Source organism: Paraglaciecola sp. 20A4 (assembly GCF_011378905.1).
GTDB lineage: Bacteria > Pseudomonadota > Gammaproteobacteria > Enterobacterales > Alteromonadaceae > Paraglaciecola.
Window position 1 is genome coordinate 106,721 of the sequence record NZ_WTPY01000012.1, and the last position, 14,394, is coordinate 121,114.

The 14,394-nt window shown below is 42.0% G+C and carries 13 protein-coding genes and 1 tRNA gene; 9 read left to right on the forward strand and 5 right to left on the reverse strand.

Going from position 1 to position 14,394, the window contains the following annotated elements; all coding sequences use genetic code 11:
• Positions 1-27 precede the first annotated feature (27 nt).
• From GQS54_RS12995 to pepA, 3 genes are read right to left on the reverse strand one after another with little or no spacing between them, the layout of a single operon-like run.
• Positions 28-2,793 (reverse strand): valine--tRNA ligase, encoded by a 2,766-nt coding sequence (locus tag GQS54_RS12995; RefSeq protein ID WP_166424407.1) that lies wholly within the window; start codon positions 2,791-2,793, stop codon positions 28-30.
• Positions 2,794-2,819: 26 nt separating this feature from the next.
• The gene (locus GQS54_RS13000) at positions 2,820-3,290 is read right to left on the reverse strand and encodes a DNA polymerase III subunit chi (protein ID WP_166424408.1); all 471 of its coding nucleotides are present in this window, start codon (positions 3,288-3,290) and stop codon (positions 2,820-2,822) included.
• Between the two features lie 24 nt (positions 3,291-3,314).
• Positions 3,315-4,820 carry a leucyl aminopeptidase gene (pepA, locus tag GQS54_RS13005; RefSeq protein WP_166424409.1) on the reverse strand — a complete coding sequence of 502 codons (1,506 nt, stop codon included), beginning with the start codon at positions 4,818-4,820 and terminating at the stop codon, positions 3,315-3,317.
• Between the two features lie 287 nt (positions 4,821-5,107).
• Here pepA and lptF point away from each other — a divergent pair, with 287 nt between their 5' ends.
• Together lptF and lptG are read left to right on the forward strand one after the other, a co-directional pair.
• Positions 5,108-6,214 (forward strand): LPS export ABC transporter permease LptF, encoded by a 1,107-nt coding sequence (gene lptF / locus GQS54_RS13015; RefSeq protein ID WP_166424411.1) that lies wholly within the window; start codon positions 5,108-5,110, stop codon positions 6,212-6,214.
• Positions 6,211-7,272 (forward strand): LPS export ABC transporter permease LptG, encoded by a 1,062-nt coding sequence (gene lptG, locus GQS54_RS13020; RefSeq protein WP_166424412.1) that lies wholly within the window; start codon positions 6,211-6,213, stop codon positions 7,270-7,272. The genes lptF and lptG overlap by 4 nt, the downstream gene beginning before the upstream one ends.
• A 25-nt stretch (positions 7,273-7,297) precedes the next feature.
• Here the strand turns inward: lptG and GQS54_RS13025 are convergent, their stop codons facing one another.
• A complete protein-coding gene (locus GQS54_RS13025) occupies positions 7,298-7,804 on the reverse strand; it encodes an RDD family protein (protein ID WP_166424413.1) in 507 nt (168 codons plus the stop codon).
• A 401-nt stretch (positions 7,805-8,205) separates the two neighbouring features.
• Here GQS54_RS13025 and GQS54_RS13030 point away from each other — a divergent pair.
• The 7 genes from GQS54_RS13030 (at position 8,206) to GQS54_RS13060 (ending at position 14,099) form a co-directional block, all read left to right on the forward strand.
• Positions 8,206-8,291, forward strand: a tRNA-Leu gene (locus GQS54_RS13030).
• 679 nt (positions 8,292-8,970) lie between these two features.
• Positions 8,971-10,182, forward strand: coding sequence for a cyclic GMP-AMP synthase DncV-like nucleotidyltransferase (locus tag GQS54_RS13035; RefSeq protein ID WP_166424414.1), 1,212 nt, complete (start codon positions 8,971-8,973; stop codon positions 10,180-10,182).
• Positions 10,183-11,901, forward strand: a complete 1,719-nt coding sequence (locus GQS54_RS13040) for a ThiF family adenylyltransferase (protein WP_166424415.1) — start codon at positions 10,183-10,185, stop codon at positions 11,899-11,901.
• A 5-nt stretch (positions 11,902-11,906) separates the two neighbouring features.
• Positions 11,907-12,356, forward strand: coding sequence for a Mov34/MPN/PAD-1 family protein (locus tag GQS54_RS13045; RefSeq protein ID WP_166424416.1), 450 nt, complete (start codon positions 11,907-11,909; stop codon positions 12,354-12,356).
• 2 nt (positions 12,357-12,358) lie between these two features.
• On the forward strand, positions 12,359-12,988 hold the full coding sequence (locus tag GQS54_RS13050; protein ID WP_166424417.1) for a hypothetical protein: 630 nt from the start codon (positions 12,359-12,361) through the stop codon (positions 12,986-12,988).
• 122 nt (positions 12,989-13,110) lie between these two features.
• Positions 13,111-13,476, forward strand: coding sequence for a mCpol domain-containing protein (locus tag GQS54_RS13055; RefSeq protein ID WP_166424418.1), 366 nt, complete (start codon positions 13,111-13,113; stop codon positions 13,474-13,476).
• An 8-nt stretch (positions 13,477-13,484) separates the two neighbouring features.
• Positions 13,485-14,099 carry a hypothetical protein gene (locus tag GQS54_RS13060; protein WP_166424419.1) on the forward strand — a complete coding sequence of 205 codons (615 nt, stop codon included), beginning with the start codon at positions 13,485-13,487 and terminating at the stop codon, positions 14,097-14,099.
• Between the two features lie 44 nt (positions 14,100-14,143).
• Here the strand turns inward: GQS54_RS13060 and GQS54_RS23060 are convergent.
• Positions 14,144-14,394: hypothetical protein (locus tag GQS54_RS23060; protein ID WP_205967749.1), on the reverse strand; the 251-nt coding region annotated here is incomplete at its 5' end.

Sequence of the window (14,394 nt, forward strand, 5' to 3'; positions counted from 1 at the left end):
GAGATAACGCAGTCACTGCACATTCGATTACAAGTTTTCGATTGTTTGCTTTTGTTCTTTTAACTTCTTCATTTGCATACTGAAATCATCAAGTTTGGCTTTCTCTTTGTCAATGACAGCAGCCGGTGCGTTGCTAACAAATTTCTGGTTACTCAGTTTGCCTTGAGTACGCCCGAAGTCAGCTTCAATTTTCGCTAATGCTTTATTGATGCGAGCAAGTTCTGCATCCTTATCAATTAAGCCAGCCATGGGAATTAAAATTTCCATTTCCCCGACTAACGCGGTGGCGCTCGCTGGTGCTTCCTCTTCAGCTTGTAACAACTCAACGCTTTCTAACTTGGCTAGTGCCCCTAAAAACTCGCGGCTAGTTTGAAGACGCTGCCAATCTTGTGCGCTAGCGTTACGCAGTAATATGCTCAGTGGCTTATTTGGTGAGATGTCCATTTCACCGCGGATATTACGAATACCCACGATCACGCTTTTTATCCATTCCATTTCAGCGAGCGTGTCTTGGTCACGCAATGATGCATCTTGCACTGGGAAGGGTTGGGTCATTATGCTATCTGCATAGATGCCACATAAAGGCGCGACCCGTTGCCAAATTTCTTCGGTGATAAAGGGCATAATGGGGTGTGCTAAACGAAGAATGCTTTCAAGCACATTGACTAGCGTGTGCCGTGTACCGCGTTTTTGTGCCTCGGTGCTGATTTCTGAGTTCAATACCGGCTTAGATAATTCTAAATACCAGTCACAGAATTGGTTCCATGTGAATTCGTAAATAAGATTAGCTGCAATATCAAAACGATAGGCGGTTAAGGCATCTTCAAAGTCTTTCAGGGTTTGTTCAAAGCGCGCCAAAATCCATTTATCAGCTAGACTAAGCTCCATGTCGCCGCCATTTGCGCCAGTGTCTTGATCTTCAGCATTCATTAAGACAAAACGTGAGGCATTCCATAATTTATTACAGAAATTGCGGTAGCCTTCAACTCGCTTCACGTCGAAGCTAATGTCTCTGCTGGTGGACGCCATAGCAGCAAAAGTAAAACGCAACGCGTCGGTACCATAGGCAGCAAAGCCTTCTGGATAACTTTTACGTGTGTTTTTTTCAATTTTAGCTGCGAGCTTAGGCTGCATCATACCTGAGGTTCGCTTAGCAACTAATTCGTCAATGCTAATTCCATCAATCAGATCGATTGGGTCGATGACATTACCTTTTGACTTAGACATCTTATCGCCTTGCTCGTCGCGAATAAGGCCAGTAATGTAAATTTCTTTAAACGGAATTTGCCCAGTGAACTTTTTAGTCATCATAATCATTCTGGCTACCCAGAAAAAGATGATATCGAAACCGGTTACCAACACGGCGCTGGGGACAAAGGTGTCTAGTTCAGGTGTTTTCTTCGGCCAGCCCATAGTGGCAAATGGCCAAAGTGCAGAAGAGAACCAAGTATCAAGTACATCTTCGTCCTGACGTAAGTTTACGCTAGCATCTAGGGTGTTTTTTTCTCGTACTTCGGCCTCGGTGCGGCCTACGTATATTTTGCCGTTGTCGTCATACCATGCGGGAATGCGGTGTCCCCACCAAAGCTGGCGTGAAATACACCAATCCTGAATGTTATTCATCCATTGGTAATAGGTTTTATCCCAATTTTCAGGGACGAATTTTATTTCGCCGCTTTTCACTGCATCAATGGCCGGTTGAGCGAGGTCTTTGACTGCTACGTACCACTGATCCGTTAAGTAAGGTTCAATAACGGAACCTGAGCGGTCACCACGGGGGACTTTTAATTTATGATCTTCGATTTTAACCAATACACCAGCGGCATCTAGGTCGGCGACTATCTGCTTGCGTGCGTCGAAACGATCCAGACCGCGATATTTTTCAGGGGCTATATCATTAATTTTTGCGTCATCGGTGAGAATGTTAATCACCTCAAGGTTATGACGTTTACCCATATCGTAATCGTTAAAGTCATGTGCTGGAGTGATTTTAACGCAGCCAGTACCAAAGTCTTGTTCAACGTAATCATCGGCAATAATGGGAATTAAGCGACCGGTAATAGGTAGCTTAATCGATTTACCGATAAAACTTTGATAGCGCTCATCATCTGGGTGCACGGCAACAGCTGTGTCCCCCAGCATCGTTTCAGGACGCGTGGTGGCCACGATGAGCTCACCGCTGCCATCTGCTAACGGATAGCGCATATGCCACATAAAGCCGTTTTCTTCTTCGCTAAGGACTTCTAGATCCGATACGGCGGTATGAAGCACGGGATCCCAGTTAACCAAGCGTTTACCACGATAAATTAATCCTTCTTCGTGCAAACGTACAAACACTTCATTTACTGCTTCAGATAGGTCGTCATCCATGGTGAAAACTTCACGATCCCAATCTGGCGAGGTACCTAAGCGCCGCATTTGTTGGGTGATATTACCGCCGGATTCTTTCTTCCAGTCCCAGATTTTGTCAACGAATGCCTCGCGACCTAGATCATGGCGAGTCTTACCTTGCGCGTTTAATTGGCGCTCAACTACCATTTGAGTCGCGATGCCAGCGTGGTCAGTACCACATTGCCATAATGTATTGTCACCTTTCATACGGTGATATCGAGTTAGGGTATCCATAATGGTTTGCTGAAAACCATGGCCCATATGTAAGCTGCCTGTCACATTTGGGGGTGGCAACAAGATGCAATAAGGTTGGCCTGTGCCACTGGCTTTAAAGTAGCCTTTATCTTCCCACGACTGATAGCATTGCTGTTCGATATTTTGTGGGCTAAATGTTTTATCCATTGTATTTGGTCTCGTTATTGCGATGACTAATTACCAGCGAGCGAGTCGAGTAACGCTTTACTGGGTAACGTATCTAATTGATGGCCGGCGGCGCGGTAATGTTTGTAGCGTTCCCGAGCTTGTTGTTTAAGTGTGTCAGCAGCGGGAACGAAGTCGAATATGCGGCCAAATTTACTATGAAAATCAGGCATGTCATCTGCCAAGTTAATAAGCACGGGCTTATTAAACTGGGAGGGTTGCTGCCAACAGATTTCTACTGGTGTGCCCGCTGGTGGGCCCTCGCCAGTTAAGTTATGTGGCACGAAACGATCGTTTGGCAACTGCCAAAGCAATTCGTCGAATTCTTCGGCTTGAGCCTGAGTTTGGCACATCACCACACAGCGCTGCTTATTGCTAAAACACTGGGCTGCTAATTGACAAGCCAGCGCGAGGTGCGCTGGCTGTTGGCTGGTTGTTTCTGCTTCTTGCTCAAGCAAGTAAAACGTGACCTTTGACATCAGGTTTTTAATTCTCTTTGCAGACTAATCTTCCGACTCAATGCCGGCTCGGTTCATTAAAAACTGAGATAGCATTGGCACGGGACGGCCAGTAGAGCCCTTATCTTTACCGCCAACCCAAGCAGTACCTGCGATATCCATATGAGCCCAGTTGTATTTACGGGTAAAGCGCGACAAGAAACACGCCGCAGTAATGGCACCTGCAGGGCGCCCCCCTAGATTGGTCATATCAGCAAATGGGCTTTCAAGCTGGTCTTGGTATTCATCCCACAATGGCATGCGCCACGCTTTGTCACCACTTTGCTCTGATGCGTTAACCAGTTCATGTGCCAAAGGATTATGGTTACTGAAAACGCCTGTGGCATGACGGCCAAGCGCAATCACACAAGCCCCTGTTAATGTAGCCACATCGATGACTAATTCGGGATCGAAACGTTCCACGTAAGTCAATGCGTCACATAACACTAAGCGGCCTTCGGCATCGGTGTTAAGCACTTCAACAGTTTGACCTGACATGGTAGTCAATATGTCGCCTGGGCGATACGCGTTAGCGTCAGGCATGTTTTCGCATCCGGCAAGTATACCGACCACGTTCAATGGCAAATTCAATGCGCTGATTGTATGCATCGCGCCTAACACGCCTGCTGCGCCGCCCATGTCATATTTCATTTCGTCCATAGCTTCGCCAGGTTTAATTGAAATACCACCTGAGTCGAAGGTTAACCCTTTACCAACTAAAACAATCGGTGCTTGATCTGCAGGTCCACCTTTATGTTCCATTATGGTCATAATCGATTCATTAGCGGAGCCGCGACCTACTGCTAGGTATGAATGCATACCTAATTGTTCCATTTGTTTTTCATTAACAGAATCAACATGTAGGTTAGGGTATTGGGTTTCAAGCGCTTTAGCTTGGTCAAATAAGTACACGGGATTACAAATGTTAGGTGGCATGTTGGCCACATCACGAGTGGTCTTACTGCCTAATGATACTGCTAAGCCGTGCTCTAACGCGCGCTCACCTATGGCCAGTTCACGGCGGGTTGGAACATTAAAGACCATCTTACGCAGAGGTCTGCGTGGCTCGCCTTTCTTAGTTTTCAATTGTAAAAAGGTGTACAACGAGTCTTGAGTGGCTTCAACGGCCTGACGTACACGCCAGTATGTATCTCGACCCTTCACATGCAGCTCAGACAAGAAACAGACCGCTTCCATGGAACCGGTTTCGTTTAGGGTTTTAATGGTCTTAGAGATAATTTGCTTGTACTGGCGCTCGTCTAATTCACGCTCTTTACCACAGCCAACTAACAATACTCGCTCGCTTAGCACGTTAGGTACATGATGTAGTAAAAGCATCTGTCCAGGTTTGCCTTCTAAATCACCACGGCGAAGTAGGTTGCTTAGGTAGCCACCACTTATTTCGTCTAACTGTTCAGCCACTGAGGTTAAACGGCGTGGTTCAAATACGCCTACTACGATACAGGCACTGCGTTGTTTTTCTGGGCTTCCACTTTTTACACTAAATTCCACGGGGCATCCTCGTCACGAAACTGTTAATCTGTCATTACATACTGGTTGTAACACTGCGCTATTTTATTTTGTTATTATGTTGTCGTGCTGAGTGTTACGGCGTTATCTTTGTATACGGTGTTCCATTCCAATTGCAAGACGCGCCCAAGCCAGACATAATCTATAAATTACGTGTCGGCAAGCGCTTTAAAATGGCACACATTGCAAATGAAACATGTGAAAACGTTAAGTTTACTGAAAATTTTGTAGCTTGCCACTAAAATTACCACTTTTGTGTTGGACATTGCGTGCTGATATTTCGTTATTTAGTCAAAGAAACCGTCAAATCCCAAACCGCCGTTTTTCTGGTTTTGATGGCCATATTTATTACCAATAAATTTGTCAGGGTGCTCTCCGAAGCGTCCAATGGCGATATTCCTGCCAGTTTAGTGCTGGGTTTTTTAGCCTTAAGTATGCCTGTATTGGCCTCCCTCATTTTACCCTTGAGTTTGTTTTTAGGCATCATGTTAGCCCATGGACGATTGTACGTAGACAGTGAAATGACAGTGATGCGGGCCTGTGGCATCAGTGAATGGTACGTGACACGGGTAATGTTGGTGTTAGCTGTTGTCATGGCGGTAATTACCGGTGCCATGACCCTCTGGATTGCGCCGATGTCAGTCGAGCGAGAATATCAACTTGAGGAACAAGCAGGGGCCGATACTGGTTTGACAACCTTGATCCCTGGCCGCTTTCAACAAACGGCCAATGAAAAAGCAGTGATTTTTGTACATGAAATTGGCAACGACAGTGAGCCGTTAAAACGGGTCTTTATGGCCCAGCACGATACCACGACCGATAGCCAGAATGTGCACTTGGTCTACGCTAAAAAAGGCGGCTTACGTGAAGCACCTGACGGCTCAGAAACGTTAGTACTTGGGGATGGCATTCAATACGAAGGCACCTTAGGTGAGCGAGACTACCGAGTAGTGGAATTCGGTGAGTATCAGATTCAAATTGCGGAACAAGAAGCTGAACAAAAGCGTAGAAAGTTATCTGCCTATACCACCATGCAATTGTTTGAAGACTCTTCTATTGATGCAATAGCTGAGTTGCAGTGGCGCTTTGCCATCCCACTTTCGTTATTTTTCTTAGTGATTATAGCCGTGCCACTAAGTGCGGCAGACCCTCGTCAAGGGCGGTTTGGCAAGATGTTTCCAGCGCTAATGTTATATCTAGGGTATTTCTTGTTACTGCTCGCCGGGCGCAAAGTGTTAGAAGATGGCAAAGTTCCGCCCATTCTAGGCTTGTGGTGGGTGCATTTTGTTATCGGGTTAATAGGAATGGCGCTTATTTTTAAAGGGCGTCCTTTTGGTGTGCGATTAAGAGCCCGGTTGCGAGGTAAAAAGTCATGATTAAAATCCTTGATTGGTATATCGCTCGTACATTGTTAGGTACCACCGCAGTGAGTCTGGCCGTACTAGTTGGTTTAAGCGCTTTAATTAAATTTATCGAACAAATGAAAAGTGTCGGTAAAGGCAGTTACGATATGACGGTCGCAGCCGTTTATGTCGTTTTAAGTCTACCTCGGGAATTAGAGCAGTTTTTCCCTATGGCAACTTTAATCGGTGGCCTAATCGGTATGGGAATTTTAGCCAGCAATAGCGAGCTAGTTGTTATGCAATCTGCAGGGCAAAGTCGCTGGAATATCATTATTTCTGCTATGAAGTCCGCTATATTGATGGTTTTATTTGTGATGGTGATAGGCGAGTGGGTGGCACCGGTAACGGAAGCTAAAGCGAAAGAAATTCGTACTCAAGCGATATCGGGTGGCAGCTTGTTTTCGTCAGATCGCCTTGTTTGGGCTAAAGATGGTGACAATTTTGTCAGTATCGGTGAAGTGGTCGATAAAAATAATCTGCGAGATGTGAACATTTATGAGTTTGATGGTGATTTATATCTGCGCAAAATCACTACGGCTGAAAGTGCCCGTTATACAGATAAGTCATGGCGTTTAAGTCATGTGCAATCCACCAACTTTTCAGACGACAGCATTCAGGTTCAAGATGCCGCCGACGGAGCTTGGGCTTCTTCCCTTACGCCAGATAAATTAGGCGTAGTAACAGTCAAACCAGAAGCCTTATCGATACGGGGGCTAGTGGGTTATGTCAATTATTTGGAAAACAACAGTCAAAATTCAGAACGCTATCGTTTAGCCCTGTGGCGAAAGATCCTACAGCCGGTATCTGTGGCCGTGATGCTGCTTATGGCGCTGTCATTTATCTTTGGTCCGCTTCGCAGTGTCACCATGGGCGCGAGAGTGATCATGGGCGTACTAACGGGGTTTGGCTTTTTTGTCAGTAATGAAGTCTTTGGCTCGTTGAGTACGGTGTACCACATTCCACCTTTTATCGGCGCTGTTTTGCCCAGCGTGATATTTACCGGTATATCAGTACACTTATTGCGCCGCTAAAAACGTACAATTTCGCCAGTAACGGCTAATTCAAATTACGCCAAGTACGGTGGTGATTAGCTTCTTTGCTTAAGCAAATCACTTCCGTACTGGCGATGCGATCCTGCAGCGACTGTTTATATTTAATATCCAGCAGTACCAATAGCGTCCCTAAGCCAAATAGAGAAAACACCATGCGCACAAAAGCACGGGTGTAGGTAATTGGTTGGCCATTTGTACTGACAATGCGCAGACGCCAAGCACGCATACCAATCGTCTGCCCTCCGTTGCGCCAGAACCACAAAAAGAAGGCCATAACCCAGGCGCCAACCCATACTTGCAAAATATACTGATAAATTGGCGCGTGCTGTATTAGGTCGCTAAAGTGCTCATAACCGTGATTATTTAGCACGCCATTTTCTACTAATAGCAACATCGTAATCAACATCAGCATAGCGGCACACATGCCTACTGCAACGGCAACTAAAATATCGTATATAATCGCAGCTAGGCGGCGAAAAAAACCTGCACGGTGGTAATGTTCAGTAGTCAAAAGAGCGTTCTCGTTACATATAACAATAAATAATAACGTGCACAAAAGGCACGAAGACCATGGGCTTAGTTTCGCATAAATGCAGCCACTAAGGGTAGTGGCGATACACAAAACAGCCTAGCTGGTGATAAGTTGAGCATTTAAACACGTAAGCTCGAAAAATCACTTGCGTGCTTCCGGTAAATCGCTATAATGCGGCGCTCTTAAAGGTTGCACGCAACCTTTAAGCACCTTTGCCAGTGTGATGGAATTGGTAGACATGACGGATTCAAAAGTCAACGTGTCTAGCAACTGCTATCCGGCAAGTCATTGAAAGGTAAGTACCTTTTGACTTTAACAAGCTAAAAATTGCTTGCAAAGATTTGCAAAGTTTTTTGAACTAAGTAAACTCTTTAATCAATGCCAGTGTGATGGAATTGGTAGACATGACGGATTCAAAATCCGTTGCTGAATAAGCGTGGCGGTTCGAGTCCGCCCACTGGTACCATCTCTTTGTTGTCTACACGAAGAGATACACAAGCCGACTTCAAGTCGGTTTTTTTGTGCCAGGGGTTTGAATTCTTGGATGTCGTGGGTACAGAGTTAACACGCTCCTGATGAAGTTTCCCCCCAGCCCAGACATCTATGTCTAGTCGTTCAGCTCGACGGAACTTCGTTCCTAGAAATGCGATCTTCACCTCAGGTTGGTATTTTATGAGTGCTATTTGGAATATTACTATCTAACGGATACCAAGCTGCAATATAAAGCAATACCTTATCGCTGTCGCATCACCTATATCTCGACTATGTATCTTTCTGCGCACAGTGTAAGGTAAATACTTATGGCTGCTGATATCTTGAGGCCGATTGTTGACTCAAAGCGGACATTGCATCTGCTCTTACCCCGTGGGTTTAATTTCACCAATTATGGTTAGCCTAAAGGCTCTCTTTTGAAATAGAGCTATTTAAAATAACAAAAACAATGAGGGTAAAGGTTAAGTCGTAATAAAAGTCATTTTAGGTCGTTTATCTTTGAGTTAGTCCTTACTTTTATTCATCGAATCGTTAACTTGATTTAACTGTGTAAGAAAATAGCTGTTTATTTATACATAAAAAGTTGACGATGCTATATATTGTGTTAAGTTTGATTTATAGGCACAATATATGGTTATTCAGAGCTTCCAAATATGACTACTAAGTATAACGCTGAGAAATTATTGTTGAATTCTGGCAATTTTAATAACGACAACATTCCATTCCTTAAGCAAATTAGTCCTGACGATACAAAGATGTTGTTTCTTAAGAAACTTAGGGATTCTGTTCGTGAACAAATAAGGTTTGCATGGAGGAATTTGGATCGGGTTGTCAACCCAGTTCTTTGGCTTAGTTTATTTGAACATGAACGACAAGCACTGTTAAAAATAGTCCCAATATTTAGGTCTCAAGGTAGTTATGTTTACGGAACTTTGAACCTTCCAGCCCATGCTCCACCGCAGGAGTTAGATATTGACGATGGAATGTATCTTCCGATGGCTGTGGTTGAGTCAAACCCTAAGTTGCTTCACTCAACAATGTTCAAAATAATTGACGAAGTCTTAGAATATATAGCGAGCCATAACAATGGCTGGACAGTTGATACAAACAAACATACTTGTGGGAGATTAATCACTAATCTAGGAGTTCACATTGATGTAAACGCATATGCTATCCCTGATTCAAAAATAGCAGCATTAAAATCTATGGTGGAGGCAAGAAATTACTCTTTGAAAGGAGAGCCTGCAGCTACAGATAAAGAAATCATTGACAATTTAGACAGTGCCTCTGTCAATCTCGCTCATCGAAAAAAAGGTTGGATTATATCTGATCCACAAAGTCTTAAAAATTGGGTTAATGACACAAAAGATACATATGGAAATCAATTCATCCATCTTTCAAGGATAATCAAAGCTTGGCGGGATTACACTTGGAAGAAAGGGGGGCCAAGCTCAATTGGATTAATGGCAGCAATCTATCAAGTTTACTGTTCAAATATCGTCAAAAAGCGTTTAGACGAAGGGCTGCTGCAAATTTCAAAAGCCTTACCTAACATTCTATCTTCCAATATTATGCATCCAGTATTACCAGATTTAGCTTTGTCTAGCCCTTCGGAAGATGAAATTTTGGAGTGGGGGTATGAAGCAAAAGTATTTGCTAATAAATTAGAAGCAGCACTTTGTTATTCGTCTTCAAGAGAAGAATGTGTTTACAAGTTCATAGAGTGCTTAGGTGATAGGATACCTAGTAACCCTGATGCGGTTGAATCAAGTCACTTTGAGCCTAGAACAAAAGCCTTTAAAGGCTCACCCGCTGTTGTAACTAATCCCGCATTGAGTATGAGAAATAACACACAGGCAGGATAAATGTTTAACTCTTTAAATGAGTACCTGCTTACAAAGGGGTTTAAGCGTGTCGCGCCATGGGGGGAACACAAGTTCGTTTTTCTCGGGGAAATAGAATGTACATTTCTAAAGCGAGATGTAAAGAGGTTAGGGGTGATGATAGGGTTTAATGCGTTACCTATGTTTGAAAAGCCTAGCTTGTTCTTAACTGAAAGACCCGCTCCTCTTGATCGTTTATGTGTTCACATTGAAAGTGCTTCCAAGTATCATTCAACAGATATTTATCCTATGTGTATTCTTGATAGTGAAGCTATACAAATCGATCCTTATCAGCCTGCAGGAACGCTTGAAGCTTTATTAAATATAGCTTCCGATATTTTGAAAAGGTCTCAGGAACAAATTGCTCTTGAGGAATTTGAAATGGAATTTGCGGGGTATTTTGGCCCCAACACTTTTGGGATAAGTAAGATAACGAACCTAGAAAGTGGCTTACTAAAATGCTTTCGTATTCACTCTACTTCCACTTTACCAGCACAATTTTTTCTATCAGATAATCATAACAAAAAACAATTAAACTTTTGGCTTAAAAAGCTCGGCCTTAAAGACCCATCTGTTTCAGAACCTTACGCAACTGCTTTGATTAAATTAAACAGTATAGATTGTCTTCCTTCCACACCAGAGTTTAACCATTCTTCTATTGCACCGTACTTGAATTGGCTAAAGACTTTAGGTGGCTCCTGCTACGCACAATTGCGAAAACAAATGACCTCCTCTGTCTTCAGACGGAACATTGAAAAAAATAATGGCTCGTTTTTAATCTTACTTGAAGTTAGGGGGGAATATTTTGGGTTGCTCTGTAGTTTGAAAAGTGACTTCGCTGGTAGATTTATCAATTCTGGATCGCGAAATTTTAAAGCTTTACACAATCCATTAGTTTCAAGTGTTGATAGAATACTATTCGAAGATGTTGGAGATGAGCAAGGTGTAAAACGTAATTTTTTAGAGTCAAATCTCATAGGAAAAAATATTGCTGTAATAGGATGCGGTACTCTTGGAGGGTATGTAATATCAAGCCTGTTTAAGGCTGGTGCTGGGTGTCGTGGAAAACTAACATTTTACGACGACGATAAATTTTCGATAAAAAACACATCAAGACATATCCTTGGAGCTAACTATTTCGGTCGGAACAAAGCAAGTGCGCTAGAAACGTATTTATATGAGCAGGGTATAGATAGAAAGTTGGATGGAAAAGCGGAATCTTGCCCTAACATCAATGACTTGTGTGATTTTGATATTGTAATTGATACTACAGGTGACTATGCATTTTCAATTAAGTTAAATTACGAATATTTAGCCCTTCAGTCGGATAACAAGCCTCTTCTTTATCATATTGCATTGTTTGCGGGGGGAGAATCTTCTCGTATATTTAAAATGGGAAATACTGGATGTTATCGATGTATGGATGACAAATCATTTAAACGACGGTTTCCTGACTTTAAAAGGGAAGAAGACAAAGTTGCTATCAAAAAAAGGTGTGGTGAGAGTTATTTGCCTTTTCCTATATCAGCTAGCATGAGAGCAGCAGGTTTAATGTTATCTGTATTATTAGATGAGTTGGATACGCCCAAAGCACAATCAATGTTGTTTTTTGAAGCTTACTCAAAGAGAGTAAAGGATCACAAAAACCAAGAATTAGTTAAACAAATAGATTGCCCCCAGTGCGATTTTTTTCGGCAGTAATTTCCTTGAGAAAACAAAAAGAAGATGATGATTTTCAGTTTTTTGGAAATGAACTTATCTCTATCGCGATTGGAAAAGACCTAGTCAATAATCTAAAAAAATTTAGTATTGCAGATGAAAACAAATCTGAAGCTGGCGGGGTACTATTTGGATATCGCTACAAAGATGGCATTGAAATAACCGAGTTTACAACTCCAATGCCATCTGATGTCCGCCGCCCTCATTCTTTCATGCGTACAGACCAACAACATATTAATAAAGCTAATTCTTTATGGAGTGAAAGTGATTACAAATGTGATTACATAGGTGAGTGGCATACGCATCCAAGGGGTAATGCAGAACCTTCATATATTGATAGACGTGAGTGGATAGAGTTGTACAAGTCTTTCAGAAAACCTATCGTAACTATCATTCAGTCACCATCTAACTTCCAAGTCTACTTTGTAGGTAAATAACAATGTTCAAAGTAATAATAAGCAAAGGGTTGGTGAAAATTCTAAGTCTGTTACTGGCTTTCCTCATCATGACATTGGTTGCATGGAGATCAGAGGTTTACTTAGGAGATTTATGGCAACTGCTTAAAGAACTAATGTGGTTGTTTAATGGTTATATTTTCATTGTTTTAGTTGTTGGGAATTATTTATGGCATTTTGTTTATCGACTTCCATTTTTCGGTAGGAAGATTTCTGAAAATTTTGCTCCAAATATCAATGGAACATGGAATGCGATTGTTTACTCAAAAGATAAGGACGCTCCTCAGAAGGGGGTTGTGCTTACTGTTGATTTTAAGCTAACTCTATTTTCATTTTCAATGATATCAAAATCGGATAATAAAGACCTTTCTAGTCACCTCATATCATCTGAAATTTGGAAAGACGAAAAATCGGGTAAATTCATTATTACATACTCCTTTGAAGCAACAGTGGCGAGACCTTCACAAACTGATGTTGGTAAATTTTACGGGTCAGCAAGGGTAAAATACGACAGTAAAGAAGATAGGTTTATAGGTTGTTATTGGACTAATCGTGCTTATCAACAAAGTCGACAAACTGCTGGAGATATTGAAATAGTCAGATATAAAAAATAGTCGAGAGTAGAGTGATAATCTAGCTTTTCAAATCATTGATAAAAGAGCAGTATACTGCATTGCTTTATAAGTCATACCATTGATACTCTGGATGTGTAGTAACTAACGATTTAAGGAATAAAGTGAAGTATCTAACTATTGATGCTGATGATATTGGTCGAAAAATCACTTCCCACTATCTGAACAACTCTCCATCTGAACTTGGTAAATTGAGCGCTTCATTAGATAAATCAACTTTTGACGTTTCGAGTATGCTTAAAGGGCTTGGTTTTGAAGTGATTTTTTGTGCAGCTGATGGCATAGCAGGTTACATTAAAAAAGACGTCGACTTTTTATCTGTTTTTGATTCAGTATCTGAGCTTTCTCCACCAGAATTCACTTATTCAGCCGGTGTTGGAGGGACTTTGAGGGAATCCTATATGGCTCTAATGATGGCTAAGAGTGATGGAAAGAGTTGTCTTCGTTTCTACAGTGACTTAAGAGATTAGGATAAAATTTGTTCAGAATCGTTCGGTTTGATCTTTTAGTAAGATATGTCGCCCTATTAACCATAGCCATAAGTCTTGGCGTTTATTCTTTAATTCAAGAATTTTTGTTGCCAAATTTTTCGTTATTCAAAATTGTTACTATTTCGTCAATTGTTAGCACCTTCATAATTGTAACACTTCTCTCACCATCCATATCTCGAAAGCTATGGGCTTTAAAATACCTAATAGATAAATCATCATTCCCTGATTTAAATGGCACTTGGGAAGGGGTAGTAACACTTGAAAATGGAGGGACCTTACCAGTGAAGGCTGTCATTAGACAGTCACTTTTAAACACGCAAATTGATATGCATGGTGAGACGACTAAGTCCATTACACTAGAAACTACGCCAACTTTAGAGCAAGGACAACGAAAACTCTATTATGTATATCGCTCTACTCCAAAAAATCCAGGTTACCCGTCATACAATGGTTCAACTTTGTTTGATATCAGATTAGTTAAAACTGCTCATGGTGAGTATTTAGAATTGTCGGGAAATTACTATACAGATAGAAAGTCCATTGGCAGAATAGCCATCAAGCAGATAGGTACTGATTTCAATATAGATGTTTCATATTACTAGTGGAGATTTGCTCACTTCAATTCTGCTGAACGAGACCGGCAGGGTCAGGTTCCCTGAAACGTACCATTTGTCACCAAGTTTAACGTTCGATTCGGTAATTCGTTTAGTCCGCTTTGGGCGTTAAGCCGAAGTAACGATATTGCTGAGTTAACTACGCTAACGACGTCGAGGTGGTGCATAACCCCAAACGTAAGTGTTACTTCGATTGTAGTTGTTACATGGTAAGCGTCTCGTAAAGGCCGTCTTTTAGATATCAATTCTGCACCGCACAATAATGTCTTTGATAATAATCGAG

Coding starts and splice junctions, on each gene's coding strand:
- GQS54_RS12995 (WP_166424407.1), bottom strand. CDS start 2,793: ATGGATAAAACATTTAGCCCACAAAATATCGAACAGCAATGCTATCAG.
- GQS54_RS13000 (WP_166424408.1), bottom strand. CDS start 3,290: ATGTCAAAGGTCACGTTTTACTTGCTTGAGCAAGAAGCAGAAACAACC.
- lptG (WP_166424412.1), top strand. CDS start 6,211: ATGATTAAAATCCTTGATTGGTATATCGCTCGTACATTGTTAGGTACC.
- GQS54_RS13035 (WP_166424414.1), top strand. CDS start 8,971: ATGACTACTAAGTATAACGCTGAGAAATTATTGTTGAATTCTGGCAAT.
- GQS54_RS13040 (WP_166424415.1), top strand. CDS start 10,183: ATGTTTAACTCTTTAAATGAGTACCTGCTTACAAAGGGGTTTAAGCGT.
- GQS54_RS13050 (WP_166424417.1), top strand. CDS start 12,359: ATGTTCAAAGTAATAATAAGCAAAGGGTTGGTGAAAATTCTAAGTCTG.